Annotated in this window: 29 protein-coding genes and 1 pseudogene; 18 read left to right on the top strand and 12 right to left on the bottom strand. The window is 37.6% G+C overall.

The window, feature by feature from the left end; all coding sequences use genetic code 11:
- The first annotated feature begins 46 nt into the window (after nt 1-46).
- Nucleotides 47-1,864 (top strand): oligoendopeptidase F, encoded by a 1,818-nt coding sequence (pepF, locus tag IEV52_RS12795; protein WP_188402910.1) that lies wholly within the window; start codon nt 47-49, stop codon nt 1,862-1,864.
- Nucleotides 1,865-2,194: 330 nt separating this feature from the next.
- On the opposite strand, the gene IEV52_RS12790 is transcribed toward pepF, so the two are convergent.
- The 4 genes from IEV52_RS12790 to IEV52_RS12775 form a co-directional block, all read right to left on the bottom strand.
- On the bottom strand, nt 2,195-3,097 hold the full coding sequence (locus IEV52_RS12790) for a ClpXP adapter SpxH family protein (RefSeq protein ID WP_188402909.1): 903 nt from the start codon (nt 3,095-3,097) through the stop codon (nt 2,195-2,197).
- The gene (locus IEV52_RS12785) at nt 3,081-3,494 is read right to left on the bottom strand and encodes a globin domain-containing protein (protein WP_188402908.1); all 414 of its coding nucleotides are present in this window, start codon (nt 3,492-3,494) and stop codon (nt 3,081-3,083) included. Before IEV52_RS12785 ends, IEV52_RS12790 begins: the two co-directional genes overlap by 17 nt.
- 163 nt (nt 3,495-3,657) lie before the next feature.
- Nucleotides 3,658-4,329, bottom strand: coding sequence for a lytic transglycosylase domain-containing protein (locus IEV52_RS22575; RefSeq protein ID WP_268234773.1), 672 nt, complete (start codon nt 4,327-4,329; stop codon nt 3,658-3,660).
- Nucleotides 4,330-4,493: 164 nt separating this feature from the next.
- Nucleotides 4,494-5,075: a CYTH domain-containing protein gene (locus tag IEV52_RS12775; protein ID WP_188402907.1), complete on the bottom strand. Its 582-nt coding sequence runs from the start codon at nt 5,073-5,075 to the stop codon at nt 4,494-4,496.
- Nucleotides 5,076-5,199: 124 nt separating this feature from the next.
- On the opposite strand from IEV52_RS12775, the gene IEV52_RS12770 reads away from it, so the two are divergent.
- Genes IEV52_RS12770 through IEV52_RS12755 form a run of 4 tightly spaced genes read left to right on the top strand, consistent with a single transcriptional unit; the run spans nt 5,200 to nt 7,949 of the window.
- A complete protein-coding gene (locus IEV52_RS12770; RefSeq protein WP_188402906.1) occupies nt 5,200-5,598 on the top strand; it encodes a UPF0738 family protein in 399 nt (132 codons plus the stop codon).
- Nucleotides 5,595-6,242: a GTP diphosphokinase gene (gene yjbM / locus IEV52_RS12765; RefSeq protein WP_276208330.1), complete on the top strand. Its 648-nt coding sequence runs from the start codon at nt 5,595-5,597 to the stop codon at nt 6,240-6,242. The genes IEV52_RS12770 and yjbM overlap by 4 nt, the downstream gene beginning before the upstream one ends.
- A 14-nt stretch (nt 6,243-6,256) precedes the next feature.
- Complete coding sequence (locus IEV52_RS12760) at nt 6,257-7,051, top strand: NAD kinase (protein WP_188402904.1); 795 nt, start codon at nt 6,257-6,259, stop codon at nt 7,049-7,051.
- Between the two features lies 1 nt (nt 7,052).
- Complete coding sequence (locus IEV52_RS12755; protein ID WP_188402903.1) at nt 7,053-7,949, top strand: RluA family pseudouridine synthase; 897 nt, start codon at nt 7,053-7,055, stop codon at nt 7,947-7,949.
- An 18-nt stretch (nt 7,950-7,967) separates the two neighbouring features.
- Here IEV52_RS12755 and prpE read toward each other — a convergent pair whose 3' ends face one another.
- The gene (gene prpE / locus IEV52_RS12750) at nt 7,968-8,708 is read right to left on the bottom strand and encodes a bis(5'-nucleosyl)-tetraphosphatase PrpE (protein WP_188402902.1); all 741 of its coding nucleotides are present in this window, start codon (nt 8,706-8,708) and stop codon (nt 7,968-7,970) included.
- Nucleotides 8,709-8,772: 64 nt separating this feature from the next.
- Nucleotides 8,773-9,930 (bottom strand): FtsW/RodA/SpoVE family cell cycle protein, encoded by a 1,158-nt coding sequence (locus IEV52_RS12745; RefSeq protein WP_188402901.1) that lies wholly within the window; start codon nt 9,928-9,930, stop codon nt 8,773-8,775.
- A 149-nt stretch (nt 9,931-10,079) separates the two neighbouring features.
- Between IEV52_RS12745 and IEV52_RS12740 the strand changes: the two genes are divergently transcribed.
- The 3 genes from IEV52_RS12740 to fabI all read left to right on the top strand — a co-directional run bounded on the left by IEV52_RS12740 (nt 10,080) and on the right by fabI (nt 13,046).
- Entirely contained in the window at nt 10,080-11,924 is a 1,845-nt protein-coding gene (locus IEV52_RS12740; protein ID WP_188402900.1) for a monovalent cation:proton antiporter family protein, read from the top strand.
- A gap of 88 nt (nt 11,925-12,012) precedes the next feature.
- A complete protein-coding gene (locus IEV52_RS12735) occupies nt 12,013-12,159 on the top strand; it encodes a hypothetical protein (RefSeq protein ID WP_188402899.1) in 147 nt (48 codons plus the stop codon).
- A gap of 107 nt (nt 12,160-12,266) precedes the next feature.
- A complete protein-coding gene (fabI, locus tag IEV52_RS12730) occupies nt 12,267-13,046 on the top strand; it encodes an enoyl-ACP reductase FabI (RefSeq protein ID WP_188402898.1) in 780 nt (259 codons plus the stop codon).
- Between the two features lie 117 nt (nt 13,047-13,163).
- On the opposite strand, the gene IEV52_RS12725 is transcribed toward fabI, so the two are convergent.
- Nucleotides 13,164-13,547 carry a hypothetical protein gene (locus IEV52_RS12725; protein ID WP_188402897.1) on the bottom strand — a complete coding sequence of 128 codons (384 nt, stop codon included), beginning with the start codon at nt 13,545-13,547 and terminating at the stop codon, nt 13,164-13,166.
- A gap of 242 nt (nt 13,548-13,789) precedes the next feature.
- On the opposite strand from IEV52_RS12725, the gene IEV52_RS12720 reads away from it, so the two are divergent.
- The 3 genes from IEV52_RS12720 to IEV52_RS12710 are packed head-to-tail and all read left to right on the top strand — an operon-like array spanning nt 13,790 to nt 15,753.
- Nucleotides 13,790-14,026: a hypothetical protein gene (locus IEV52_RS12720; RefSeq protein WP_188402896.1), complete on the top strand. Its 237-nt coding sequence runs from the start codon at nt 13,790-13,792 to the stop codon at nt 14,024-14,026.
- Nucleotides 14,027-14,085: 59 nt separating this feature from the next.
- Nucleotides 14,086-15,009 (top strand): glycosyltransferase, encoded by a 924-nt coding sequence (locus IEV52_RS12715; protein WP_188402895.1) that lies wholly within the window; start codon nt 14,086-14,088, stop codon nt 15,007-15,009.
- Nucleotides 15,010-15,024: 15 nt separating this feature from the next.
- The gene (locus IEV52_RS12710; RefSeq protein WP_188402894.1) at nt 15,025-15,753 is read left to right on the top strand and encodes a glycosyltransferase; all 729 of its coding nucleotides are present in this window, start codon (nt 15,025-15,027) and stop codon (nt 15,751-15,753) included.
- 32 nt (nt 15,754-15,785) lie between these two features.
- Here the strand turns inward: IEV52_RS12710 and IEV52_RS12705 are convergent, their stop codons facing one another.
- Entirely contained in the window at nt 15,786-16,844 is a 1,059-nt protein-coding gene (locus IEV52_RS12705; protein ID WP_188402893.1) for a glycosyltransferase family 4 protein, read from the bottom strand.
- A gap of 179 nt (nt 16,845-17,023) precedes the next feature.
- Here IEV52_RS12705 and wecB point away from each other — a divergent pair, with 179 nt between their 5' ends.
- The 4 genes from wecB to IEV52_RS12685 are packed head-to-tail and all read left to right on the top strand — an operon-like array spanning nt 17,024 to nt 20,781.
- Nucleotides 17,024-18,115 carry a non-hydrolyzing UDP-N-acetylglucosamine 2-epimerase gene (wecB, locus tag IEV52_RS12700; protein ID WP_188402892.1) on the top strand — a complete coding sequence of 364 codons (1,092 nt, stop codon included), beginning with the start codon at nt 17,024-17,026 and terminating at the stop codon, nt 18,113-18,115.
- Nucleotides 18,108-19,094 carry a polysaccharide biosynthesis protein gene (locus IEV52_RS12695; protein WP_188402891.1) on the top strand — a complete coding sequence of 329 codons (987 nt, stop codon included), beginning with the start codon at nt 18,108-18,110 and terminating at the stop codon, nt 19,092-19,094. Before wecB ends, IEV52_RS12695 begins: the two co-directional genes overlap by 8 nt.
- 5 nt (nt 19,095-19,099) lie before the next feature.
- Entirely contained in the window at nt 19,100-19,906 is an 807-nt protein-coding gene (locus IEV52_RS12690) for a dTDP-4-dehydrorhamnose reductase family protein (protein WP_308464580.1), read from the top strand.
- On the top strand, nt 19,903-20,781 hold the full coding sequence (locus IEV52_RS12685) for an NAD-dependent epimerase/dehydratase family protein (protein ID WP_188402889.1): 879 nt from the start codon (nt 19,903-19,905) through the stop codon (nt 20,779-20,781). The genes IEV52_RS12690 and IEV52_RS12685 overlap by 4 nt, the downstream gene beginning before the upstream one ends.
- A gap of 168 nt (nt 20,782-20,949) precedes the next feature.
- Here the strand turns inward: IEV52_RS12685 and IEV52_RS12680 are convergent, their stop codons facing one another.
- Nucleotides 20,950-22,275, bottom strand: coding sequence for a glycosyltransferase family 2 protein (locus tag IEV52_RS12680; protein ID WP_188402888.1), 1,326 nt, complete (start codon nt 22,273-22,275; stop codon nt 20,950-20,952).
- Nucleotides 22,276-22,409: 134 nt separating this feature from the next.
- Nucleotides 22,410-23,156, bottom strand: coding sequence for a sulfotransferase domain-containing protein (locus IEV52_RS12675; RefSeq protein WP_268234788.1), 747 nt, complete (start codon nt 23,154-23,156; stop codon nt 22,410-22,412).
- 241 nt (nt 23,157-23,397) lie between these two features.
- Between IEV52_RS12675 and sat the strand changes: the two are divergent.
- From sat to cysC, 3 genes and pseudogenes are all read left to right on the top strand, one after another.
- Nucleotides 23,398-23,805 (top strand): annotated as a pseudogene (gene sat / locus IEV52_RS12670) (sulfate adenylyltransferase); the annotation flags it as partial.
- Nucleotides 23,806-23,838: 33 nt separating this feature from the next.
- Nucleotides 23,839-24,078, top strand: coding sequence for a hypothetical protein (locus tag IEV52_RS12665; RefSeq protein ID WP_188402885.1), 240 nt, complete (start codon nt 23,839-23,841; stop codon nt 24,076-24,078).
- Nucleotides 24,079-24,119: 41 nt separating this feature from the next.
- Nucleotides 24,120-24,725 carry an adenylyl-sulfate kinase gene (gene cysC / locus IEV52_RS12660; protein ID WP_188402884.1) on the top strand — a complete coding sequence of 202 codons (606 nt, stop codon included), beginning with the start codon at nt 24,120-24,122 and terminating at the stop codon, nt 24,723-24,725.
- 35 nt (nt 24,726-24,760) lie between these two features.
- Here cysC and IEV52_RS12655 read toward each other — a convergent pair whose 3' ends face one another.
- Together IEV52_RS12655 and IEV52_RS12650 are read right to left on the bottom strand one after the other, a co-directional pair.
- Complete coding sequence (locus IEV52_RS12655; protein ID WP_188402883.1) at nt 24,761-24,910, bottom strand: hypothetical protein; 150 nt, start codon at nt 24,908-24,910, stop codon at nt 24,761-24,763.
- Nucleotides 24,907-25,938, bottom strand: a complete 1,032-nt coding sequence (locus IEV52_RS12650) for a hypothetical protein (protein WP_188402882.1) — start codon at nt 25,936-25,938, stop codon at nt 24,907-24,909. Before IEV52_RS12650 ends, IEV52_RS12655 begins: the two co-directional genes overlap by 4 nt.
- Between the last annotated feature and the right edge of the window lie 48 nt (nt 25,939-25,986).

The following is a 25,986-nucleotide window of genomic DNA, read 5'->3' as shown; positions in this document are numbered from 1 at the left end:
AAAATGTGCTGTACTGCATTTTCTTTAATTTATTTGGAGGTGTACTATGTCTCAAACGAAAACGAAATCATTGCCTAAACGTAATGAAGTCCCTGTTGCAGACACATGGGATTTAGAAGCAATATATGCGACAGATGAAGTATGGGAAAAAGAATTTAAAGAAACAAAAGAGCTTTTGCCTGAATTAAAATCCTTCCAAGGAAAGCTTGGAGAATCAGCAGAAACAATTTACTCTTATTTGCAAAAGCAGGATGAAGTTACAAAAAAGCTTGGTAAGCTTTATACATATGCTCATATGAGATATGACCAGGATACAACAAACTCTTTTTACCAAGGGTTGAATGATCGGGCTTCTAATCTCGCGACACAAGTCAGCAGCACAGTATCATTTGCAGTTCCCGAAATTCTATCTCTATCTGAAGATTCACTGCTTCAATTCTTACAAAGCTATGAGCCTTTAAAACTTTATAAGCACGCCCTAGACGAAATTAACCGTCAGCGTCCACATGTTCTTTCTAAAGAAGAAGAAGCCCTATTAGCAGATGTAAGAGAAGTTGCAAATACATCCAGCAATACGTTTGGTATGTTAAATAACGCTGATCTTAAATTTCCAGTCATTAAAGATGAGAATGGGGAAGAGATCGAGGTAACACACGGTCGTTACATCCGTTTCCTGGAAAGCTCTGACCGAAGAGTAAGGGAAGATGCTTTTAAAGCGGTCTACGGCACTTATGATTCTTATAAGAATACTTTTGCAAGCACGCTTGCAGGAACTGTGAAGCGTGACAATTTCTTCGCCAAAACAAGAAAGTTCAAATCTGCTCGTGAAGCAGCATTAAACAACAATAACATTCCGGAAGCTGTATACGATAATTTAGTAAAAACGGTGAATGATAATTTAGATTTGTTACACCGTTATGTACGTCTTCGTAAAAAGGCACTTGGCCTTGATGAGCTTCACATGTATGATTTATATACACCGCTTGTTAAGGATGCCAAAATGGAAGTTAGCTTCAAAGAAGCACAACAGCTTGTATTAGACAGTTTAGATCCTATGGGTGAAGAGTATAAGAACATCGTAAAAGAAGGCTATGAGAAGCGTTGGATCGATGTTCACGAGAATGCAGGAAAAAGAAGCGGTGCCTATTCATCCGGTGCGTATGGAACAATGCCATACATCTTAATGAACTGGCAGGATAACGTAAATAACTTATTTACATTAACACATGAAATTGGACATTCGGTTCATAGCTACTATACACGTGATAATCAGCCATATCCATATGCAGATTATTCGATCTTCGTGGCAGAAGTCGCATCAACTTGTAATGAAGCTTTATTAAATCACTACATGCTTGAAAAGACTTCTGATAAGAAAGAGAAGTTATACTTACTAAACCATCACTTAGAAGGTTTCAGAGGCACTGTTTTCCGTCAAACGATGTTTGCTGAATTCGAACAGGAAATCCATGTGAGAGCTGCTAACGGGGAGCCTTTGACTCCTGAATTGTTAACGAAGATCTATTACGATCTAAACGTTAAATATTTTGGAGATGACCTTGTGATCGATAAGGAAATCGGAATAGAGTGGGCAAGGATCCCTCACTTCTATTACAATTTCTATGTGTATCAATATGCTACGGGCTTCAGTGCAGCTGCTTCCTTATCACAGCAGATTTTAGAAGAAGGAAAGCCTGCGGTTGATCGTTATCTAGACTTCTTAAAAGCGGGAAGCTCTGATTATCCAATTGAAGTTTTGAAGAAGGCTGGTGTTGATATGACGACACCTGAACCGATTGAAAACGCACTTAAAGTATTCGAATCCATTCTTGACGAGATGGAAGAACTGCTTTTTGAAAAATAAACACAAAAATCCTGTCCGATTCGGACAGGATTTTGTAATTGTTTAACCAATGCGTTTAAGCTTTGACCGGTAGTTGTAACAAAGGGTTGTTAAGAGTATAGCAATAAAAAGGCTAGGAATAGCCAGGATCTTTGGCGCCATATTTAATAGAGAGAGCACAAAATAGTAAAAACTCCCCGCTAATGAAATTAGGCTTACAATAATCATAATGAGATACATTGAATTCTCCCTCCTTTGTACATGTTTATTCACGCTGATGGAGGATATGCAAGCACGTCCTTATGAGATTTGTTTTATCCTTGACCATAAAAAAAACCCGCTGCTTCTAGATCAGCGGGTTTGAATATATCTCCAAAATGTTCCGTATTTTACTGGGACTCGTTCAACTTTTTGCTGCAGAACTAAACGCTTTAATCTTTTTTCTGCTTCTTCACAACTAATGGAATAAACTACTGAAACCTCTTTAGTTGCAACAAACGAATACATGGCCAAAAATTCTTCTAGCTCCGGAAGAAGAGAAGGCTCCAATGTGATGTCAGACATCTCTTTTAGAATCTCAACATACACATCGTACGAATAGCAGCCGGATATTTTAATTCCGTCATCGTCAGTTTTATCGTTAAAAACAATAAGGGTGGGAATTTGTGTAACATCCATTTCCTGCGAAAACTTTAAATCACATCGCAATGCTTTTATTGCTGCTTCAGACGACAAGTCATTTAGGAATTCCTCTTCATCTAAACCAACTGAACGTGCGATTTCAATTAGCACATCATCATTTCCTATATTCTGCTTATTTAGAAATAAATTCTCCCGAAGTTTTCTTAAAAACTTCATGCCCTGCTGCTTTCCCTGAAGCTCGGCGGCTTTTATAGCTAAAGTGGCTTTGTGTGGAGAAGAGATTGGATTCTCTAACCATACATCACCATCACAGCTCATCCCTGAAATTGAAGCTGTTTTCTCCCATTTCTCAGCGATCTGTTCAGCAGTTTTTACTCCTTTTTTACGAGGAATATACGTATTTAATGATTCAAGGCTGCCACTTACAAAGTGACGCAACGTAAAATATTGTCCATATTGAACTTGAAGTTTTTTAAGAATAGGCTCTAATGACCAGCATTCTGGACATAGCGGATCGATGACAGAATAGATTTCCAATGGCTTTTGACAAGTTTGGTTTTTAATGTTCTTGTGATCGTTGTAAAAAGAATTGGAATTATACAGTGTCAGCATTCTCGCCCCTTTCTGAATCCTTAGTATTCACCATATGATAAGCAGTCATTTTTAATCGGCTTAACAGGAAGTTTTGTAATTCAGGCTCTAGTTTATGAGCCGTCATCGCTCGTTCCATACAGGCAAGCCAGGCTTTTGCATGAGAATCAGTAATAGGAAACGGCATGTGACGCGCTCTGAGCATAGGATGTCCATGTTCCTCGGTATATAGTGGAGGTCCGCCAAAAAACTGACTTAAAAATTGAGTTTGTTTGTGGGCAGTCTCCGTTAGATCCTTCGGAAATAGAGGGGACAGCAAAGAATCTTGACTTACCAAACTGTAAAAAGTGGTAACAAGCTTTTGAATTCCTTCTCTTTCTCCCAAAAGGTAATATGGTGATTTTGTTTCGTCAAACATGGTGCAAAAGCTCCTTGTGTCAATTTGTAATTTTATTGTAGCAAGGTTCATGAATACTAAGCAAACAATATGAATGATAAGAGGTATTTAACAACAGGATGAACGTTTGATACAGGGAATCATTTAAGTATCTAAAAAAAGAATAACCCTCAATACATGAGGGTTATGCCAAAGTTTGATACGTGTTCATGATTTTCTTAACATAAGCTATTGTTTCCTTAAATGGAGGAATCCCGTCATATTTTTCTACATTGCCCGGTCCTGCGTTATAAGCGGCAAGAGCAAGTTGTTTGTTGCCATCGTATCGATCCAGCATCATCTTTAAGTATTTTGTGCCTGCTTCAACGTTCTGAACTGGATCAAATGCATTTGTTACACCAAGTGATCTAGCAGTAGCAGGCATCAGCTGCATCAGTCCTTGAGCCCCTGCATGACTCTGAGCGGTGGTTTTAAAATTAGACTCATGTTTAATTACAGAACGGATTAGATTTGGATCAACACCAAACTTCTTTGCCGTGTTTTCGATCAGTCCATCGAGATTTTTTGAAGGAATCGATAACTTCTCATAAGAAACAGTCGTCACAGGAAAAGAAGATGAGTCTGGTAGAGAATAAGATGTACTAGCAGATAAGGGCAGGAACGTGTTACCTGAACTGCTCATGTCTAACGTTCCGGTTATATGATTGTTTAGACCTGCCTTAGAATAAGCTTCCTGTAATAAAGCCGAAAAAGGGCTTTCATTAGTTGGCAAAGTACTTGCAGAAGTTGATGGATTAACATTCAGTTGCTGCAGAGCCTGTATTTCCATTAGTGCTTTATATGATTGAATATTCAAAGAGGTTCCTCCTATAAATAAATGCTGAAGCGGCTCGATAAAAAGCGACAAGCGCAAAAGTTTTTGAGCGTGAACACGTTTTTTGTGTTTCGCGAGGAAACGGTTGCGACCTCGAGCTTTTAGCCGCTGAAGCTAGACAAGAAGAAATGCTGAAGCGGCTCGTTTTACTTTCTAACGTTCTTTTCAGCAAAGAATCGAGCAACTTTACTCGCTGTTTCTCTTCTCGGTATTTGCATTGAATGCAATAACTCATCAAAACTTTTCAGTCCAACCTTATAATCGGCAGATTCGTATTCAATTTCATAGTCGATTTTACCTAAATAATGATTCTCATCTAAAACAAGCAAGCCATCTTTATAGGGAAGTTCAACTCGAAGGGTCATTAATTCTCCTAGAAACGTGATTTCCGTACCATCAATATCTAACTTTTTGATAGCTTCAGCAACCTCACCTGAAGGTAGTGGCTGTCCCTCGATCATTTCAGTAAAAATATCTTTTGTAATGACTTGATGAGTTTCTAAAATGTGTTGATCATACTGTTGTTTTAACGTAAGTGTATACGTTTCGCCTTTAATACGAACCCTTAGCGCACTCTTATGTTGTTTAAGTTTAAAATCAAGGGAATCAAAATAATAATTGGTTTGTTCTTTAAAATCATTTTGACTGATGCCAAACTCATCAGTAAGTCTTACAAATTCATGATATGTTAATAAATTCTTAAACTCGATTTCTATTTCTTGAGACACACGATTATCCCCCAATGCTTTTTTTAGGTAAAGTCATTATCTCATAGGCAAACAAGCTACTCAATTTCTTAATAAATCCCGAATTTGTGTTACACTAAAAGGGAAGAAACAGGAGGTTTTTAACATGATGCCACTACGATTGAATGTGCAGTCAACTGCATGGGAAGAAAATAAGCTGAATTTACTTTTACCAAGTGAATCAAGCAAAGATATGCCAAACTGGAAAGATAGCGAAAGAATGCTGGTGGATTCCGATGGTTTAGCATTTATTTATGTGTTAGAGAATGCTGAAGGATTTATTTATATCTCAATTGATAACAATCATTGGAGTGAAATAAAAAACGCTCTGCAAAAAGAAGCGACTTTCGTTATTCAGAACGAAGAAGGGGATGAGCTAGAACTTACTGCTTTCTCCAGAGAAATGGAATTTTTGACTGATAATATTCAAGGCAACGCAAACTATGGTCAACAGATGGAAGATGAAGTCATCAAGATTTTTGGAACTGAGGAACAAGCGCAATGAGCATGGATTGGGAAGCACTACTAACACCGTACAAGCAGGCTGTAGATGAGTTGAAGATTAAGTTTAGAGGAATTCGGGAACAATTCGAAAAATCAAATCAGCACTGTCCGATCGAGTTTGTTACAGGAAGAGTGAAACCCATCAAGTCAATCGTTAACAAAGCTTATCAAAAGAACATTCCGGATAACCAGTTAGAGAGAGAGATTCAGGATCTAGCAGGGCTTCGGATCATGTGTCAATTCACTGACGATATCAAAACCGTTATTAATCTTCTTCGCCAGCGTAATGATTTTACGATTGTGGAAGAAAGAGATTATATTACGCACAAAAAGCCCAGTGGATATCGATCTTATCATCTAGTGATTGAATACCCTGTGCAGGTTTTAGAGGGTGAAAAGAAGATTTTGGTTGAGGTGCAAATCAGAACACTCGCAATGAATTTTTGGGCAACAATCGAACACTCTATGAACTATAAGTATCATGGGCAGATTCCTGAAGATATTCGTCAGCGGTTGCAGAGAGCTGCAGAAGCGGCCAATAGACTGGATGAGGAGATGTCTCAGATCAAAGGCGAAATTCAAGAAGCACAGCTGGTGTTTTTAGAAAGAAACGATAAATCCAATGAAACAAATCTGGGATCATAAAGGATGGAGAGAGAATGAAATTTGCGATCATATCAAAAGGCGATAGCAAATCCAATATTCTAACGGAAAAAATCCGATCTTATTTAGAAGAGTTCGAGCTCGTATATGAAGAGAAGGAACCTGAGATTGTTATAACTGTTGGCGGAGACGGAACCTTGCTCCATGCGTTTCATCATTATGTACACCGAATTGATCAGACTGCGTTCGTTGGTGTGCATACAGGTCATCTTGGATTTTTTGCTGATTGGCTCCCTGAAGAAGTAGAGAAACTTGTCATACATATCGCAAAGACACCCTTTCAAATCGTGGAGTATCCGCTTTTGGAAGTAACAGTTAGGTACATTGATGGAATTGATGAAAAAAGGTATTTGGCTGTTAATGAGTGTACGGTTAAAAGTGTTGAAGGATCTCTTGTTATGGACGTAGAGATCAAGGGGGAGAAATTTGAGACGTTCCGTGGAGACGGTCTATGTATTTCTACTCCATCTGGGAGTACAGCTTATAACAAAGCCTTAGGCGGAGCCATCATACATCCGTCCCTTGCATCCATTCAACTTTCAGAGATGGCTTCTATCAATAACCGTGTCTTCCGTACGATTGGTTCACCGCTTGTGCTGCCTCAGCATCATACTTGTATTTTAAAGCCGGTGAATGATGTTGATTTCCATATTACGATTGATCACCGATTTTTAGTTCAGAAAAAAGTAAAATCCATTCAGTATCGTGTAGCAGAAGAAAAGATCCGCTTTGCTCGTTTTCGTCCTTTTCCTTTTTGGAAAAGGGTTAAAGAATCGTTTGTTGGAGAATGACATGGATAATTTGTTTACCATCACATGGGTCGTCCAAGATGAAGAGGCACCTGTGCTTTTACGAGAGTATCTAAAAGAAAAGCAGATATCAAAAGCAGCGCTGACCGATATTAAGTTTCACGGCGGCGCTCTTTTTGTAAACAAAGAAGAAGTAACAGTGAGAAAGTCCCTATCAGCTGGTGACGAAGTGCAAGTTTGCTTTCCTCCAGAGCAAAAAAGTGAATCGATGGATGCGGAAGATATTCCATTAGAAATCCTGTTTGAGGATGAACATTTTCTGGTGGTGAATAAACCTCCAAGAATGCCAACAATCCCGTCCCTCTATCAACCAAAAGGGTCCCTTGCAGCAGCAGTATTATTCTATTATCAAGAAAAAGGAATTCCAGCAACTTTTCATGCCGTAAACCGTTTGGATAAAGATACTTCAGGACTCGTTTTGATTGCTAAACACCGGTTTGCTCATTCTCTTATGTCAAAACAACAGATTAATAAATCCATAAAGCGGGGATATATTGCTTTTGTTCATGGACATGTAGAGAAAGCAGAACTTACAATAAACAGTCCGATAGGCAGGAATCCGGATAGTATTATAGAAAGAATGGTTCGTGATGACGGGCAGCCTTCTATTACTCACTTCAAAAAAATAGACTATTGTTCTGCGTATGATTTTTCGGTGGTACGACTTAAACTGGAGACGGGGAGAACGCATCAGATAAGGGTGCACATGTCATCTATCGGTCACCCTCTTTTAGGTGATGATTTGTATGGAGGGAAAATGGGGCTTTTGGATCGCCAAGCCCTTCATAGTGAAGAAACAATATTTACACACCCGTTTACAGGGGAAAAAATTAAATTAAAAGTGGATTGTCCAAAGGATATGAAGGATTTGTGGAAATAACACAAATCCTTTTTTGTTTTAATCATCAAAAGATCGAAATTTTTCTGGTACATAGGCTTGTGATGAGGGAACACTTACTGATTCAAGCTCTGGATACCGCAATGCACTCAATTTGCCGCCAAAAACGCATCCCGTATCAATATTCCACGTGTTTTGAACATGACGGACTTCTTCAACTGGTGTATGTCCATAAACAATCGTGATCTTGCCTGAATGTTTTTTAGCCCAGTCTCTTCGGACAGGCGTACCATCAGGATTGTTTTCGCCTGTAATGTCACCATATAAGACAAATGTTTTTACTTTATTGTGCGTTTGCCCTACATAATCTTCACGTATACCAGCATGTGCAACAACTAATTTGCCATTGTCCAGATGTAAATATAATGGGGCATTTTCATATAGGGTACAAAAATGGTCTCTAACTGCTTTTCTCTGCTCCTGACTAAGTTCATTCAGTTCAGCTACTGTTGTTTCCAACCCGTGTTTAATCTGCACGTTTCTTCCTAAGAAGTAACGATAGAGTTTGTTGCAATGGTTTCCGGGACTATACAGAGCTAAGTCATTCTGAACAAGCTTATAGACATGTTCCATTACTTTAATGGATTCAGGACCTCGATCCATAAGATCTCCTAAGAAAACGAGCTTTCGTCTTTCTTTATGTATAGGAAGTCCATCCTTCCACTCATAGCCCAATTTGGAAACAAGCTCACTATATTCGTCGTAACAGCCATGAATATCACCGATAATATCGTATTTCATCATTTTCACCTCATATATAATAGGATACTTCAAAGGTAAAAGAAAAACACCTGAAAATCAGGTGTTATTCAAACATATATTTTACAGTTCTTGAACGTACATTGAGTACAAGTCCAAATGCAATCATGTACGCGAGTATCGAACTTCCTCCGTAACTAATGAAGGGAAGGGGGATTCCGGTAATCGGCATAACTTGGATATTCATTCCGATGTTCTGGAACACTTGGAACGTCAGCATTCCGATAACCCCTGCACAAAGGTAGCTGCCGAAAGCTTCGTTACTTTCAAGGGCTGTATTGATCATTCTATATACCATTAAGAAGAAGAGTGAGATAACGATACTTGTACCTAAAAAGCCAAATTCTTCACCAATAATGGAGAAAATAAAGTCGGTTTGAGCTTCAGGAAGGTAAACAGACCCTTCTGTGAACCCTTTTCCAAAAAGCATTCCGCTGCCGATCGCAAGTAAAGCGTTTCTTGTATGATATCCAGCATCTTTATGTTCATAAGGCTCAAGCCAAGCATAGAAACGGTTTAGCTGATATTGATCCAGGATATGATCCACGAAAAATTGTGGAAAGGTAAAATATATCCAAACCAGGATTGATATGAACAGGATAAAGGAAAGAATAAGGAAAAGAATGATTCTCCATCTTATACCTGAGACAAGTAAAAGACTTCCCGTTATTGCCATAAAGACCAAACTCGTACCAAGATCTGGCTGCATTAGAACAAGAAGAGTTGGAAAACCGGCGATCAAAGCGATTTTCCCAAGTAATAATAGGTCTTCATGCATCGTTCGAATAATATACTTCTCATTGTGTGTGGCAATCGTATTAGCTATCGCAATGACAAGTGATACTTTAACAAGTTCCGACGGCTGAAGAGCGAAAGGACCAAATCTGTACCAGCTTTGAGCACCGTTAATATTCGGGACAATGCTTTCAGGAGCTGCAAGAATACCAAGCAGCAAGAGAATGCCGAGCCCGTATAAGTACCAGGATAATTTTCTAAACTGATCAAAGTCTAATACCATGACCCCAAATACAGCAATTCCACCGATAAAGTACCATACTAATTGTTTTATGACGAAGTTGCTGCCGTATTGATCCATCATTTGTGCACTATAGATCGCAATACAGCTTGTAATGACCATTAAGAAAAGAATAAACAATAAATTGTAATCAAGTTGTTGCCATGGAGATTTATGGTTATTTTGCATGTGGAATCGACTCCTTAAAGTAAAACAATAACATGTATTATCTTACCGAAAATCACAAGGTTTGCAAATCATTTTGAGCACAATCGTTTGACATTTCTTTTTCCGCTTTACTATAGTAAACCAATAATATTAAGAATTTCGGAGGGACTATGGAAGAACATGCATCTTTTACCTCATTAGTATTGGTCATTCTTACAGCATTTTTTGTTCCTATCTTGTTAAACAAATTCCGATTAAATGTTATACCGGTAGTTGTAGCAGAAATTATTGTTGGAATCATCCTTGGGAAGAGCGGATTTGATATCGTTCATTCTGATGCTTGGCTCGAAATATTATCCGTTCTTGGTTTTATCTTTTTAATGTTCCTTAGTGGTCTTGAAATTGATTTTAGTATTTTTGCTGGTGGATCTAACTCAAAGATAAAGAATAACGAAAAGAAAGAACCTAATCGAATTGTTGTAGCCAGTGTAATCTTTCTATTTATATTGATCCTATCATACGGTTTATCACTTCTATTCGTATGGGGCGGATTTACAGAAAGTGCTTTCTTTATGACTCTTGTCATCTCTACGATTTCTCTTGGTGTTGTCGTGCCGACATTAAAAGAAGAGAAATTATCTAAAACAACAATCGGACAGATCATATTATTAGTCGCCGTTATAGCAGATCTTGTTACAATGATCCTTCTTGCGCTATTCGTGTCGTTTGAATCAGGTGATCCTGGAAGAATGTGGCTATTGCTTATTCTCTTCGCTGCAGGCGTCTTTCTGTATTTTGTCGGAAAACAATTAAGACACCGCTCTTTTCTTGATACGATGTCAAAAGGAACCATTCAGCTTGATACTAGAGCCGTGTTTACTTTAATCATTGTTTTAGTAGGACTTTCAGAATCGGTCGGAGCAGAGAATATACTTGGTGCTTTCTTGGCAGGGGTCTTAGTTTCACTTCTGTCACCAAATAAGCAGCTTGTGCACAAATTGGACTCGTTTGGCTATGGATTCTTAATTCCGATCTTCTTCGTCATGGTTGGGGTTGAGCTTGATATTCGTTCCATTTTTTCGGATCCAAAAGCTTTAGGGCTAATTCCGCTCTTGCTTTTAGCCTTACTGATTTCCAAATTCCTACCTATATTATACCTTAGAAAATGGTATGACTGGAGAACAGTAGCGGCATCCGGGTTCTTGTTAACTTCAACCCTTTCTCTAGTCATTGCAGCAGCAAAAATCGGTGAACGAATCGAGATTATCGATGCACGTACGTCATCTGCTTTAATCTTAACAGCGGTGATCAGCGCCATCATCACACCTATATTTTTCAAGAAGCTTTTCCCCATGAAAAAGGAAGAAGAAGCTGTGAAAGAACAGCTTGTCTTCGTTGGGGCAAACCAATTTACTCTTCCATTAACAACAGAGCTGGATCTAACTCGTTTTGAATACAGGCTTTTTCACACGAGGCAAGAAGAGAAAGATCAGAAACAGTTGGAGAGTTTCAATATTCGTGAACTTGAAGATTATGAAGCAGACACATTAAGAGAGGCAGACGTATTCCAGACAGATGTTATTGTGCTTGCGACAGGAAATGATGAAACAAACCAAAAACTTGCATTTCTGGCTAAAGAAGAAGGTGTAGCTAGAATCGTTGCCAGAATTGAGGATCCTGTTAAGAGAGGTGCACTAAAGGAAGAAGGAATTGAAGTGTATTCTGTATACTTCTCCTCACAGGTTTTATTGAAAGCATTAATAGAAAATCCTGCTGTCGTCGATATCTTGACCACCTCTGATAATAGTTTGAGTGAGATCATCGTATCAAACCATTCTTACCATCGTACAGCGCTCCGAAATTTCCCATTCTTGGGAGACAGTATTATTGTTCGTATCTATAGAGGAAAAGAATCCATCGTTCCTCACGGTGATACGGAAATCATGGTAGGAGATAAAATGGTTGTAACAGGAAGTAAGCAGCAGATACTGCAAATGAGGCAAATACTGGGTTAATTAAAGTGCTGGTTAATACCAGCGCTTTTTATTTTTTATGAAATTGTGCATGCTAAATGTAACTAATTAAAAAAGGTGGTTGGAATCGATGATACCTGTTGTTCATTGTCCAAAATGCGGAAGGGACCATGACCTGAATCATGAAGTGCTGATCGCACAATCAAACCAGAACGTGATCTATCGCTGTGATTCGTGTGGTTATGAAGTGAAAGATATTCAAACAAGTAAAGGTTAATAGTGAATTTCCTTCTGATTTCTGTTATAATAATTAGGACTTGGTACTAATAACAATTACTAATTGATAAAAAACGATGAATCAGAACGATTGGGAGGAATACTTATATGTATCAACTATCATTAGAAAACAAAACGTTTGTTGTAATGGGTGTTGCGAATAAAAGAAGTATCGCATGGGGAATTGCACAATCACTATCAAAAGCAGGCGCACGTCTAGTATTTACATATGCAGGTGAAAGACTAGAAAAGAATGTACGAGATTTAGCAGAGTCACTTGAAAGAAAAGATTCTATCGTTCTTCCTTGTGATATTACTAATGATGATGAAATTAAAAAGACTTTTGCACAATTAAAAGAAGAAGTGGGTGTGATCCACGGTCTTGCACACTGTATCGCTTTTGCAAATACAGAAGAGTTAAAAGGAGAATACTTAAACACAACGCGTGAAGGGTTCCTTCTTGCTCATAACATTTCTTCTTATTCTCTTACAGCTGTTGTAAAAGAAGCTCGTCCATTAATGACTGAGGGCGGAAGCATCGTGACTTTAACATACCTTGGAGGAGAAAGAGTAGTCTCTAACTACAATGTGATGGGAGTTGCAAAAGCTTCATTGGATGCGAGTGTTAAATACCTTGCTAGCGATGTTGGGAAAGACGGAATCCGCGTTAATGCGATCTCAGCAGGTCCGATCCGTACATTAGCAGCAAAAGGTATTGGCGACTTCAACTCTGTTCTAAAAGAAATCGAAGAAAGATCTCCGCTCAGAAAAGCAAACACACAGGAAGAAGTAGGAGATGCTGCCTTATTCTTGATGAGTGACTTAGCTCGTGGGATTACTGGAGAAATTCTTCACGTAGACAGCGGTTATAATATTATCGCGCGCTAATTAAACCAATAGACAAAACCCCGAATGCTCTCAATGGGATTCGGGGTTTTTTCGCGTCTCGGACTGTATCCTATACTCTTCAGTCCTATTAAAAGTTGTGGCTGTATCCTTTACTTATCAGCCTAGTACAGAGCCGCCTGAGCCGCCCTTGCCGTTTGGAACACAGATGATTCCACAGATGCAACGGCAGTCAAATACAGATGTAAGAGTATCGTTGCCCTCTTCGTGAGTTACAACTAAACAACAAGTTCTTGGATCGAAACTTACGATCGTAAAATCTGTTGCAGGGCCGCCTCCACCTGTAACGTCAAGCCCTTCATCAGCACCTTTTAGTACAAGCCTAACTCTTTGTTGCCCGCCCATTGTACATAAGTTGCCTTTAAATCTGTGGTTAGCCAGCTGGTCTAAAATTTCACAAACACAGCCACTGCACTTTGACTTTTCTCTAGTCTTACCAGCAGTGTCACCACCACAACATGAGTCATTATTGAATAAACTCAAGGTATTTCCTCCTTTGAAATAGATACATGTACCTGATTTCTCTCGTTTATCAGGTTAATATACTATATGGATAGTCGTACAAATATGGAATAGGGTAATAAACCATTTTTCTTTAAATAGGCATTTGAAATGATGATTAATATTCTTCAAAAAAAGACGTTTGTCCAAACCAAAATAAAGGAGTGGCATATATTAAAGTAGGGCTTATCTATTGCCCAAAGTTTTAAAGGAGTGTTTAATCAATGGCGTTAGTACATTTTGGTTTATACCGTGATTTCTTTATTAAATATTTGAGAGAACAATATGTAATAGCAGAAGTGTTTCTTATGAATTCCAATCAGCCTCCAGGCACACCTGACCTAACAGGTGTAAGAGTTGTTGAAGTCGGCGGAGATTTTGTAGTTTTTTCACAAGCTGGTTCTGCTGGTGCTGGTTTATATGTTGTACCTCTAGACAAAATATTACTAGTTGAGCTTTAAACATCAGAACTCCATGCGAAAGCATGGAGTTATTTAAATAGCTAAAAAAGGAGAGGGAAATGGAAAGAATTAATCTTCTTTTTATTACAAGAGATCGTTCACAGCAGCTTGAAAGAAGCAGTTTTTATTTAGAGAAAGAACTTGCTAAACGAACAAATTTAATAAGATGGGAGCATGACGGCAACATCCAAGGTATCGTCAATCAGCTTCCGATTAAGCCTGATTTTATCCTTTTAAATGATTACAAACCAGAATACCGCCCCTTTATAAGAGGATTAAAGGATTTAACTATCCCGCATGGCATCTTAATGCATGACCTTCATTATAAACTTTCAAAACGAAACTTTTTAATCCATCAGGAGAAACCAGCTTTAATTTTTTGTCATTATAGAGACGCATTTAAAAAATGGCTGCCTGATCATATTAACCGTTTGGTTTGGTTTCCCCATCATGTACCAGCAGAGATATTTAGACCATATCAAGTACCTAAGACGATACCGATGCTCCTTATTGGAGCAACATATCCCCATATCTATCCGTTTCGTCATGTGATCAGCCAACAACTTTCCCGAGATCCACGTTTTGTCCAATACTCGCATCCGGGGTATGGAGTGGTAAAAAAAGGACTTACGGGAGAACGTTACGCAAAAGAAATTAGTAAAGCAAAAATTTTTCTAACATGTGATTCCATTCATCACTTTCCGCTGTTAAAGTACTTTGAAGTTCTAGCTTGCGGCACGTTGCTTGCGGCTCCTGCATCTCTTGAATTAACCGACCTAGGTTTTATTGATGGAGAGACGTTTGTTGCTATAAATGAAGTGAACTTCAAAGAGAAGATAAATGAATACCTAAATAATGAAAGCCTTCGTGATCCCATCGTTCAAAACGGTATAGAATTAATACATCAAAGACATACAACGGCTATAAGAGCTCAAGAGATGGTCCAAACTATACAACAGTTTTTGCAAAATAACGGGAGATAAGGAGGTTTTCTTTCATTGAACAAAGTATCCGTAATCATTCCTTTTTTTAATTGTCCATATATTAATGAAGCGATTGAAAGTGCATTAGACCAAACTTACAAGAACATTGAAATTATCGTCGTTAACGATGGATCAATATGGCACAATGAAAAAATTACTCCTTATTTAAATAGAATAAAATATATTAAAAAAGGGAATGGTGGGACAGCATCAGCACTAAATGTTGGAATTCAGAATGCTACAGGTGATTACTTTGCCTGGTTGAGTTCTGATGATTTGTTTCATCCTGCAAAAATCGAAAAACAGCTTCATTTTATGAAAGCTAAAAATGCTGCAGCCAGCTATTCAAACTTCTATCTGATCAACGAAAAAGGAAAGATTGTGTCACAGCCACAGTCGATAGCTTTTAAAGACCAGATTCAGTTTTTAAAGCGAATGCGCAGAGGATGTGTAATAAACGGCTGCACGGTTATGTTAAAGATGAGTATCTTTAACGAGTTCGGATTATTCGATGAAAGCCTGCGTTTTACCCAAGACTATGATTATTGGTTGAGAATCCTTGCCAAATATCATTTTCATTATTATTCTGAACCACTCGTTCGTTATCGTGTGCACGAAAATATGGGCACAAAAAAATTCAAGGGCGATATTAGAAAAGAACTTCAATTTACGATTCAACGGCACAGCAGCAATATGAATGATTTAGTCAAAAGGGCAGTTCAAGGTAGGTTAAAACTTTTATAAAATAGAAAAAGCCGCTATACTAGAGGCTTTTTTTATTTTAATATTCTTGAGAATTCCATGGCATAAGTGTCTAAATTAAACAATGCTAAATGGTTTAATGCATTGTTAATAATCTTATTTCTAAGCTCAAGATCCTCAGTTAACTCCATTCCTTGTGCTACAGCTGATCCAATATTCTCATTTATATAAAACTTGCCTGTAACATCATGCGTAATAAATGCCTTTACCCCATCTGAATCAGATGAAAGCACAGGGCATCTGCAGCTCATCGCTTCAATAACTGCGTAACCGAACCCTTCCACTTTTGAAGTAGATAATAAGAATCCTCCGCTGTCACCGATCATCGAAAGATAGTCTGCCATTTGATTATGAGGGATGTTTGCATGGATGGTCACATGATTAGTTAATTTATATCTATTTAATAAGTTATTAAATCTGGTTTTCTCATGAGGATTGCTTAACGTATCATCTATAAACATCCAAAATTTTGTCTCTGGCTTTTGCTTAATAAAACGCATCGCAATCATTAGAAAATCATCCCAGTTTTTATTTAGCTCTAATCTTCCTATCCAGCCAATTACCGGGTAGGGTAACCGAGGTTTTATGCGATATCCGAACTCTGTTGAATCAAAACAATTATGGAAGCAATGCTTATCCATGCTTGGGAAGAGTTGATTTACCAGACTCAATAAGTGTTCAGTTTTCGGAATGAGGATCCCGTTTGCGTGCTTTAAAATAATGGATTTAGCTTGTGAAAGAATCTTCTCCGCATTTTTATAACTTCCCAATCCTTGTATCTCATAAATGAGTTTACCAGTATACCCAAAGTTTCGGATCCTTTGAAGCATTGGGTAGTCTGAGCATACAAAGATCGCATCAAAATGATTTAATACGATTGATTTTATCTCTGCATCATTATTAGTGATATAAGTAGGAATCTGCGAAATGTTTTGCATGCCTGTTCCATTTTGCAAGTATAAGAGGTGACACTCTATACCGTATTTGGTTAATGCTTTACAGCGCTGGCGGTTTAAGGTTTCCATTCCACCGCTCGGTAAATAAAAAACAAATAGAATTTTAGCTTTAGACATACTTTGGCTCCTTTAAATCCTTATAAGCCATAGTATGAATGAAATGTGAAGTTGTTCTAAGCGCGTCCTTTTTAAAGGCCGCCTTTTTTTATTGAATAGGGTAGTGGTCTAGTCCATATAAAGGGCAGAATCATAGTTTAATATATAGTCTTAATTTAATTTAAGAAAGGAGAGTTTCATTGAAAATAGTAACCATTCTTGGAACTCGACCAGAGATCATCCGTTTGAGTTTGATCATAAAAAAACTGGATCAATTAGCTGATCAGCACATTTTAATTCATACGGGCCAAAACTTTACACATTCATTAAATGATGTCTTCTTCCAAGAGTTTCAACTTCGTAAGCCTGACTATATTTTGATGAAACAGCAATTTTCTTTCGGAAATCAAATTGCTCATCTGTTTTCAGAGCTTGAAAAAATATTGTTGCATGAGAAACCAGATAAGGTGCTTGTATTGGGAGATACAAACAGTGCTCTATCTTCCATTGTTACTGAAAGGCTGAACATACCTGTAGTTCATATGGAGGCAGGTAATCGTTGTTTTGACCTAAGTGTACCAGAAGAGAAAAACAGAAAAGTTATTGATGCTATTTCTACATTCAATCTGCCCTATACCAAATACAGTAGAGAAAATTTAATAAGAGAAGGAGTTCCTTTGAACCGAATCATGGTTTCAGGTAACCCTATATATGAAGTATTAACCGAGTTTAAGAGTTCAATTGATAGCAGCATGATATTAGAAAAGCTAATGATTGCACCTGGAAAATATATGCTCGTCACTGCTCATCGTGCAGAAAATGTGGACAATCACGTTCATTTAAAGGAAATACTAACAGGATTAAACTTAGTCGCTGAGTATTTTGGATTTCCTGTTATCTGTTCGATCCACCCTAGAACAAAATCTAGAATTTTGGAAAACGACAAGCTGCAGATGCACCCGCTTGTACAATTCCATGAACCATTCGGATTTTTTGACTTTGTAAAATTAGAACAAAACGCATTTTGTGTATTAACAGACAGTGGTACGGTTCAGGAGGAATGCTGTTTATTCCAGGTTCCAACTGTAACGATGCGAAACAGTACTGAACGGCCAGAAACGGTTGAATGTGGAAGTAACTGCGTTTCTGGTGTATCAGCTAAACAGATACTATCATCAGTCAAGGTAATGACCTATCAAGAAAAGCAATGGTCGATTCCAGAAGGATATGATGATTTGGATGTTTCGGATCGAGTCGTGAAGTTTATTTTAGGAGGAAATAGTATTGTTTAATAAAAGAATATTAATTACGGGGGGCACAGGTTCTTGGGGTCATGAACTTGTAAAACAGCTTCTGCCGAAAGAGCCTAAAGAGATCATCATTCTCTCACGTAATGAAGCAAGCCAAGTGGCGATGCAAAGACAATTTGATTATAATCCCAAGCTAACTTTCATGATTGGTGATATAAGGGACAAAGATTCCTTGATGAGAGCAACTGAGGGTGTAGATTATATTTATCATCTTGCAGCGTTAAAGCATGTTCCAATCTGTGAACTTCAGCCATATGAGGCACTTAAAAGCAACATTCAAGGAACACAAAACGTAATTGAAACGGCCATTTATCATAAAGTGACAAAAGTAATTTATATTTCAACTGACAAAGCAGCAAACCCTTCAAATCTATATGGAATGACAAAAGCAATCGGTGAGAAGCTGATCATCCATGCAAATCTTTTAAGCAAGCATACCCGTTTTGTATGTGTAAGAGGCGGAAATGTATTAGGAACGAACGGAAGTGTAATCCACGTTTTTAAAAGCCAGATCCAAAATAAAGGCCAAGTTGGTATAACAGATTTTGAGATGACTCGGTTCTTTTTAACCTTAGAAGAAGCGATCAGCTTATTGTTTAAAGCTACTTATGAAAGCGTTGGAGGCGAGATCTTTGTTATGAAGATGCCTACTTGCAAGATTACAGATTTAGCACAAGTGTTAATTGATGCTTCTGGTAAAAAAGGAGTAACGATGGTTGAACTTGGGAAACGTCCAGGTGAAAAGTTACACGAGATCCTTCTATCAGAGTATGAGAGTGCAACAACTGTTTATTTCGATAATGAGTACTTTGTCATTCTGCCTACGATCGATATTGAAGGTTTAAACCAACATTACGCTTCATATGAGAAAGTCGAGCTTGAAAGCTATAGTTCGGAAAAAGATTTGATGACAAAAGAAGAGATCCACCAAATGTTAGTTGAGGGCGGTTTTCTGTTTTGAAAATAATGATACTAGGGGCTAATGGGATGGCAGGTCATATGATCGCCTCCTATTTCCAAAGAAATACAGTGCATCAGCTCGTTTTGACATCCAGAGATGGAACAGATGGACATATCATGCTGGATGCCACGAACCTAAATCAAATTGAAGAAGTTATTCAACTCCATAAGCCGAATCTTGTTATTAACTGCATCGGCCTTTTGAACGAATTTGCAGCTATCAATCAAAGGGACGCTATTCTTGTTAATAGCTTGCTGCCTCACGAACTAGCAAAACAGCTCAATGTATATGGAGGAAAGCTGATACACATCAGTACAGACTGTGTATTTAGCGGACATGAAGGCAACTACAATGAAGAGTCTATTCCAGATGGATTAACGATGTATGCAAAAACAAAACAACTTGGCGAAATTAAAACCAGTCCTCACCTGACCATTCGAACATCGATCATTGGGCCTGAATTAAAAAATGGAATTGGTTTGTATCATTGGTTTATTCATCAGAGAGGAATTATTAAAGGATTTACACATGTGAAATGGAACGGGGTTACAACGTTAGAACTAGCAAAATTTATAGATTATACGATCGATAACCCAATAACGGGGCTGTATCATCTAACAGCTCCAGAAACTCTTTCGAAATATGAATTGCTTAACCTTATAAAAAATATCTTTCAAAAAGATGATGTTGATATCATTCCTCACACTGAACCTCGATTAGACAGAACCCTATTTAACTCTCGTCTAGATTCAAAATATCAAGTGTCACCCTATGAAAAACAGCTGCAAGAACTAAAAGACTGGTTGAAATGAGCAAATGCATCCTTATTACTGGTGCTTCAGGATTTACAGGAAGTCATGCTGTAAAATACTTTTCTGAGAGAGGGTACCGAGTCATAGGTACCTCTCGACGAAAAGTTCATTCTTCCTATTGTGTTATGGAGAACTGTGATCTTTCAAACTTAGAACAAACCCTAAGCGTCGTAAAAAAACATAAACCAGATCTTTGCTTACATCTTGCTGGAATTAATTCTGTAGCACATTCATGGTCAGATCCGTTATCGGTCATTCAAAGCAATGTAATAGGTACATTCCATCTCCTTGAAGGGATTCGTTTATACAGTCCATCTTGTAAAATTATTATTGCAGGATCTGCTCTGTCAGGTTCCAACCACCCTTATGCAATAAGTAAGAATTTACAACAACAACTATGTATAGACTGGGCAAAAGTATTTAATCTTCAGGTTTTATCCGTAAGGTTATGCAACTTAATTGGACCTGGTCATTCTTCAGGTATAGTTTCGTTATTGGCAAAAAGGATCGTTGATATGGAAATTAAAGAAAAAGGGGAACCTATTGAGCTAAGTCATGTACTTAATGAACGTGAATTTTTAGATGTCAGGGATGCTGTAGCTTGTTATGACATTCTCTTTAATAAAGGAGAATCATATTCCATTTATGAAATCGGATCCGGAAGAAAGACATCCTTAGTAAAAATTTTATCAATATATCAATCCTTAACTTCTATACAATTATCATATTCGTCAATTGAATCTAAACCAGACTCTTCACCTGAATTAATGCAAAGCAACAGAATGAGAAACCTAGGTTGGAAACCAACGTATTTGCTAAGTGATTCTTTAAGCGAAACAATCTCTTTTTATAGAAATCATGATATAACGAACTAAAGGATTACAGTAATGTATGAATAACAATCCTCCTGCAGCAAAAGAGCTTACGTATTCTATTTATGTTTAGGTTAACTTGATTGGTGTTACTCGTGTTTGACCTAAAAGTTTCTCTTGTATGGCAGTAAGATATTAAAAAAGGTGTCCCGAATACGGGACGCCTTTTTGTTATCGTTGTATTCGTTTATGATAAAGAGCCATGTTCACCCAATGTGAGTTTCCTTGTTTACGATTTTTTTGAAAGAGATGTAATTCAAGTGGTTCTTCTATAGCATTTAAATCCTTGAACAAGGAGTTGAATTTATAAAGCACAGCATATGGCAAATGAGTCTTTAATTCTGATTTACCGTAATTTTGTCCGATTATAATAGAACTTGGTCGTAACCTGCTCTGTTTTTCAATCCAGTTCTTATGGTTAGTGATTAACATGTCGATATATCCAGGCAATGATTCCATTTGTTGAACCATAATTTCAAGCGCCTGGGGATCAAGCCAATCATCACCGTTCATGAAAAGAACGTATTCACCAATACAATAATCAAGAGCAATCTCTAATGTTTTTGCTTTGCCTCTGTGGTTTAATAACAGTGGAACCATTCTTGATTCGTGGATCTTGTGGATTGCATCTGGCGTAAGATCAGTTGAACCGTCGTCTACTGCAATAAGCTGGAAATCTTTAAAGGTTTGCTGAATGAGACTCTCTACGGCAAAATTAATGGTTTTCACATGATTATGTGTATAAAGAATGACACTCACTTTAGGAAATTTACCTGTTAACTTTCTAACATCAACGCTGCTTGCCATACTTTCCATGGTTAGTTGTTCAGGAGGAATGTTAGTCGTAAGGGCATACCGTCCATTGAAACGATATTCCATTATATATTCTCGTAATAGTACAAAATCCCCGTGCTGTAATAATCGAATCCAAAAATCGTGATCCTGGACATTGGGGAACTTATCACGATATCCTCCAGCTTTATTAAATGCATCTCTAGTAAATAGAAATGAAGCTCCAATAAAACAATTTTGAAAAATTTCTTCTCTCTTTCTTGTCATAAAGTGTTCTACATATTCATACCAAGCTTTTGTATAGGTAATGGGCGTACCGTGTTGATCTATCCTTCTATAGAAAGAATAAACTAAAACAGTACCTGGCTTGGCATGATCCATTGTAGCAACTAATCGTTCCAAGAAGTTTGGATCATGGCGGTTGTCACTTGAGATCCATGTGAAATATGGGCAATCTTGTAAAAGTTCAAATCCCTCATTCAATGTGGGGGATATTCCACGATTTTCTTTCCTGTCAATAATTTGAAATGGTATGGTTAACAGCTGACTAGCTTCTTTAACAGCATTCACTGTTTCTTGATTTGGACCATCCAATACAATGACGAGCTTATAGTCTCGGAAGGTTTGCTTTTCCATTGATTGAATACATTCAAAAATATACTCCCTCTCTTGGTGATACACAGGGAGCACAACTCCTACTTTCACTAAGTTTCCTCCTAAAAATCAACTACTCTATGAGTATCATAGTGCGATATTAGTAGTATATGTGGGCTGGTGAAGATTGGACATGGTTATTACGGTAAGAATTTAGAAAACCTTTGTTAAAAAAACAGAATTTATTACCAATTATTATTTTGTTCATAGCCCAATTGAATTAAAAGGTCACCAGTTGATCTTTTAAAGGCATCTTTCAGTTCTTGATCAAATTCTTCTTGCCAACTTCCAATCTTACCTTTTCGAAATGTGGCAGATTGAGAGGGATCAATGTTTCTTTTTATGGAAGATAACATTTGATCTATTGGAAGTGGAAGATGATCGTTATAGAGGTACTTAATAATGGTAGAAAGGGTTTTTGTTTGTGATTGTTCATTTGAAATTAAGTCTTCAAATCTCACAGATAATACATGTGGAATATGCATCCAATTAATAAAAAATGAAAACCACTCTTTGATCCCTGGGTGGTTGAATGATGATGATTCAACACCATTTATAATGGCTAATAAACGTTCTTTTTGTGAAAGATTTTGTTCTCTGAAGACGTGGAACAGAGGTGCGTCAACTTTCTCAACATAATGGTTGTAGGAAACAATTATGTCACGAAGGTCACGGTACAGAAAGATTTGTTTCATATTCAACTCTTTAAGTTTATCTTCCCACGACTTTGAATAATAAATATGACCTGAGATAAATTCGTTTTCTTTAATCCCTCTCAATGCTTGTTCATGGTGAGTAAACTGATATGGAAAACCCTCATATAAATGGAGTAACTGATCATGCTTGACAGAAGGCAGTCCGGTTAATATTTGAAACATCAGGTGCGTCCCGCTCTTGGGGAACGAATTAAAGAAAAAGGGAGCCAACTTCACGTTTTCTTCATTATTAAAAGATTTATTCAAATTAACACTCCTTTAATTTTGGCTCACAGAACCTTCTAGATCGACATACACTATCTAATAGTTAGCAAATGCTAATGCACTTAAATTAGAGGTTAAAAACGATGACCCTTCTTCCTCATGGTGGAAGTCTAATTAATAGGATTCGTTCCGATGCCGATTACAAACAAATAAAGCATCAAATAGAATTACATCCGATTAGTTATCGGACTTAGAATGTATGGCAAATGGTGCTTTTAGCCCTTTAGATTCTTTTATGGATCAAAAAGATTATTTGTCTGTTCTTTATCATATGCGACTAACCAGCCGTCTTCCTTGGTCTTCGCCTATAACTTTGCCTGTATCTGAACAAAAAGCGAAAGAATTAATTAAAATAAGCGAGGCTAAATTAATTTATGAAAATGTAGTTTATGGAAGAATAGAAATTACAGATATTTACCAACCAGATCATCTACTAGAATCTCGGCTGGTGTACCGAACAGAAAATTCTTCACACCCCGATGTACAAAACTTAAAGAAAAGAGGAAACTGGTACGTTGGAGGACGTATTACCATGGTGGATCAACCTCCTCGTAAAGTGGCACCTTTTTATTATTTAGACCCTTTGACTACTCGCGAATAATTCATAACAAAGGGATGGGAAAAAGTCTCTGCCTTGCATCTTCAGAAACCAGCTCTTGTGCAAATGGACGGGCTATTGCTTCATCCATTAGTCGGAGAAACCAAGCAAGATGATATCCCAGTGAGAATGAAATCCTATGAATCACTGAAACATGCCCACTCGAAGAACGGGACAGACTTATCTTATCCGAAGCAGAGTAAGAGAGATGCTCAGAAAAAACGTATACATCCCTTTACAATTCAGCAGACCAGAGGTTATTTCCATATTACGTAAACATTATTCTGAGTAATTTTTTAGCAGGAGGTTTAAATGTATTGAATCAAGAGGAAAAAAATTTAACATGGCAAAGAGTAAGTGTATCAAAAGAAATGAGAGAAAAACTTCATGGCCATAAAAGCTTTGTATTATGGTTTACGGGGTTATCAGGATCAGGCAAATCCACTGTAGCATCAGAAATAGAAGGTATGTTATATAAAAGAGGATTTTCTACCATGCTTCTTGATGGCGATAATGTTCGTCATGGATTGAATCACGATCTATCATTTTCCGAAAAAGACAGAAGAGAAAACATTAGAAGACTGGGTGAGGTTTCAAAACTATTTGTGGAAAGCGGCATTATCGTGCTAGTCGCTGCCATTTCACCTATTGCAGCAGATCGCCAAGCGGTCAGAAATATGCTTGGTGCTGATGAATTTATCGAAGTTTATGTAGATTGCAGTCTTTCCGAGTGTGAAAAACGTGATCCAAAAGGTCTTTATAAGAAAGTTCGAAAAGGTTTAATTGCTAACTTTACAGGTATTTCAGATCCATATGAAGTTCCTGTGAACGCAGAAATTGTTATTCCTACAGAGTCAATGGATATTAGAGAATGTGCTGATAGGGTTATAGAATACTTGATTATAAATCAGTTCATTTCATAAAAGAAGCCGCCACCTATTTAGTGGCAGCTTTTCTTTTATTTTGATTTATTAGGCTTCCAAGTAACCTTGCCGCAAGAGCCGCAGCCCTTTTTAGGAGGCTTGATAAGAGATTTATTCTTACCCGCATCCTTGTATTTATTTGTTTTTATTTCAGAATAAAGTTTCTGAAGATCATCTTTATTCACTTTCCATCTCTCCTCTGTCTAAATATCCTAGATGTCTTGTCAGTATATTCTTGACCTGCGGACGGAGTGTTTTGATTTGGATGAAATGGACGTATGACGGATTTTTTATAAGGATCTGATGGATTCGTATTGAACGGCTGTATTGGCTTTTCTTTTCTGTTGTTAGGTTTGAACGGATTTATAGGCTTTGCATTTTGAGACAAAAATTGGCCATGTTCATAAGGCTTAGGTACATGATTGGTTATGAGTGATCCAGCAGACGAAAAAGGTCTGATCTGGGGAACGGAAACATTGTTTCCATCCAGATAATGTTTAACAGGAGCTTTATCAGCAGCTTCAATAAATTTTTCATCTTCCTTCTTTTTAGTAGGAGTGATAATTGAATGATCTGCTTTTTCCTCAGATCTCGATGTTATTACATCTTTATGATGACTTAAAGGAATTTGTATGGAGGCAAAACTAGTATTGATCTCTTTCAATACCTTATCAGCACATGCAAAAAAAGTGGATTCAGAGATTGACGATAATGATTCGAACGAAAAACGCAAAAATGTTTGAATGACTAAATAACTTATCCATTCGGCGATCTGATCTTCAAAAGAAGGCTGTACGGCTAAAAAGAGAGGGCCATCTTTTCTTTTTAATGTTATTCCTCTGTGTATGCCTGACTGAATGGGCAGCCTGAAAGAAGGCGATGGATTTAGATAGTAGAGCTGTTTATCCGGCGTGTTGAGTGCAAGCGGCATAGGGTGGCCGGAATGAAATGCTACATAAAAACGCTGATCGCATTTAACATGATCATCTGAAGTGATCTTAATACCAGTATGCATTAGAAGCTGATCTAGCTCTTTTACCCTTTCTTGTGACAGACCTTGGATTCCTAACATAAATGTGGAAAGAGCCCCAGTTATGGTCTCTCCATCATCTGAGATCTGTAAGCCCCAGTAAGGCAGTAAAAGACAAAGGCCATCGTATTCAGTTGATGTTAAATCACATACTTTGCGTTCGTTATACCTTACTGCTCTCATGATTGCTCCTCCTTAAACTCATATCTATAAAAATAGGCTTTCGTTTTG

This window comes from Fictibacillus barbaricus, from assembly GCF_014635025.1.
Classification (GTDB): Bacteria; Bacillota; Bacilli; order Bacillales; family Fictibacillaceae; genus Fictibacillus; species Fictibacillus barbaricus.
This window is presented reverse-complemented; position numbering and strand designations above follow the sequence as displayed.

What these genes read in the sequence shown, in the direction of transcription:
- pepF (WP_188402910.1), top strand. Translation starts at nt 47, where the DNA reads ATGTCTCAAACGAAAACGAAATCATTGCCTAAACGTAATGAAGTCCCT.
- IEV52_RS12790 (WP_188402909.1), bottom strand. Translation starts at nt 3,097, where the DNA reads ATGCTGACACTGTATAATTCCAATTCTTTTTACAACGATCACAAGAAC.
- IEV52_RS12785 (WP_188402908.1), bottom strand. Translation starts at nt 3,494, where the DNA reads ATGTTTGACGAAACAAAATCACCATATTACCTTTTGGGAGAAAGAGAA.
- IEV52_RS12770 (WP_188402906.1), top strand. Translation starts at nt 5,200, where the DNA reads ATGATGCCACTACGATTGAATGTGCAGTCAACTGCATGGGAAGAAAAT.
- yjbM (WP_276208330.1), top strand. Translation starts at nt 5,595, where the DNA reads ATGAGCATGGATTGGGAAGCACTACTAACACCGTACAAGCAGGCTGTA.
- IEV52_RS12760 (WP_188402904.1), top strand. Translation starts at nt 6,257, where the DNA reads ATGAAATTTGCGATCATATCAAAAGGCGATAGCAAATCCAATATTCTA.
- IEV52_RS12755 (WP_188402903.1), top strand. Translation starts at nt 7,053, where the DNA reads ATGGATAATTTGTTTACCATCACATGGGTCGTCCAAGATGAAGAGGCA.
- prpE (WP_188402902.1), bottom strand. Translation starts at nt 8,708, where the DNA reads ATGAAATACGATATTATCGGTGATATTCATGGCTGTTACGACGAATAT.
- IEV52_RS12745 (WP_188402901.1), bottom strand. Translation starts at nt 9,930, where the DNA reads ATGCAAAATAACCATAAATCTCCATGGCAACAACTTGATTACAATTTA.
- IEV52_RS12740 (WP_188402900.1), top strand. Translation starts at nt 10,080, where the DNA reads ATGGAAGAACATGCATCTTTTACCTCATTAGTATTGGTCATTCTTACA.
- IEV52_RS12735 (WP_188402899.1), top strand. Translation starts at nt 12,013, where the DNA reads ATGATACCTGTTGTTCATTGTCCAAAATGCGGAAGGGACCATGACCTG.
- fabI (WP_188402898.1), top strand. Translation starts at nt 12,267, where the DNA reads ATGTATCAACTATCATTAGAAAACAAAACGTTTGTTGTAATGGGTGTT.
- IEV52_RS12720 (WP_188402896.1), top strand. Translation starts at nt 13,790, where the DNA reads ATGGCGTTAGTACATTTTGGTTTATACCGTGATTTCTTTATTAAATAT.
- IEV52_RS12715 (WP_188402895.1), top strand. Translation starts at nt 14,086, where the DNA reads ATGGAAAGAATTAATCTTCTTTTTATTACAAGAGATCGTTCACAGCAG.
- IEV52_RS12705 (WP_188402893.1), bottom strand. Translation starts at nt 16,844, where the DNA reads ATGTCTAAAGCTAAAATTCTATTTGTTTTTTATTTACCGAGCGGTGGA.
- IEV52_RS12690 (WP_308464580.1), top strand. Translation starts at nt 19,100, where the DNA reads ATGATACTAGGGGCTAATGGGATGGCAGGTCATATGATCGCCTCCTAT.
- IEV52_RS12685 (WP_188402889.1), top strand. Translation starts at nt 19,903, where the DNA reads ATGAGCAAATGCATCCTTATTACTGGTGCTTCAGGATTTACAGGAAGT.
- IEV52_RS12650 (WP_188402882.1), bottom strand. Translation starts at nt 25,938, where the DNA reads ATGAGAGCAGTAAGGTATAACGAACGCAAAGTATGTGATTTAACATCA.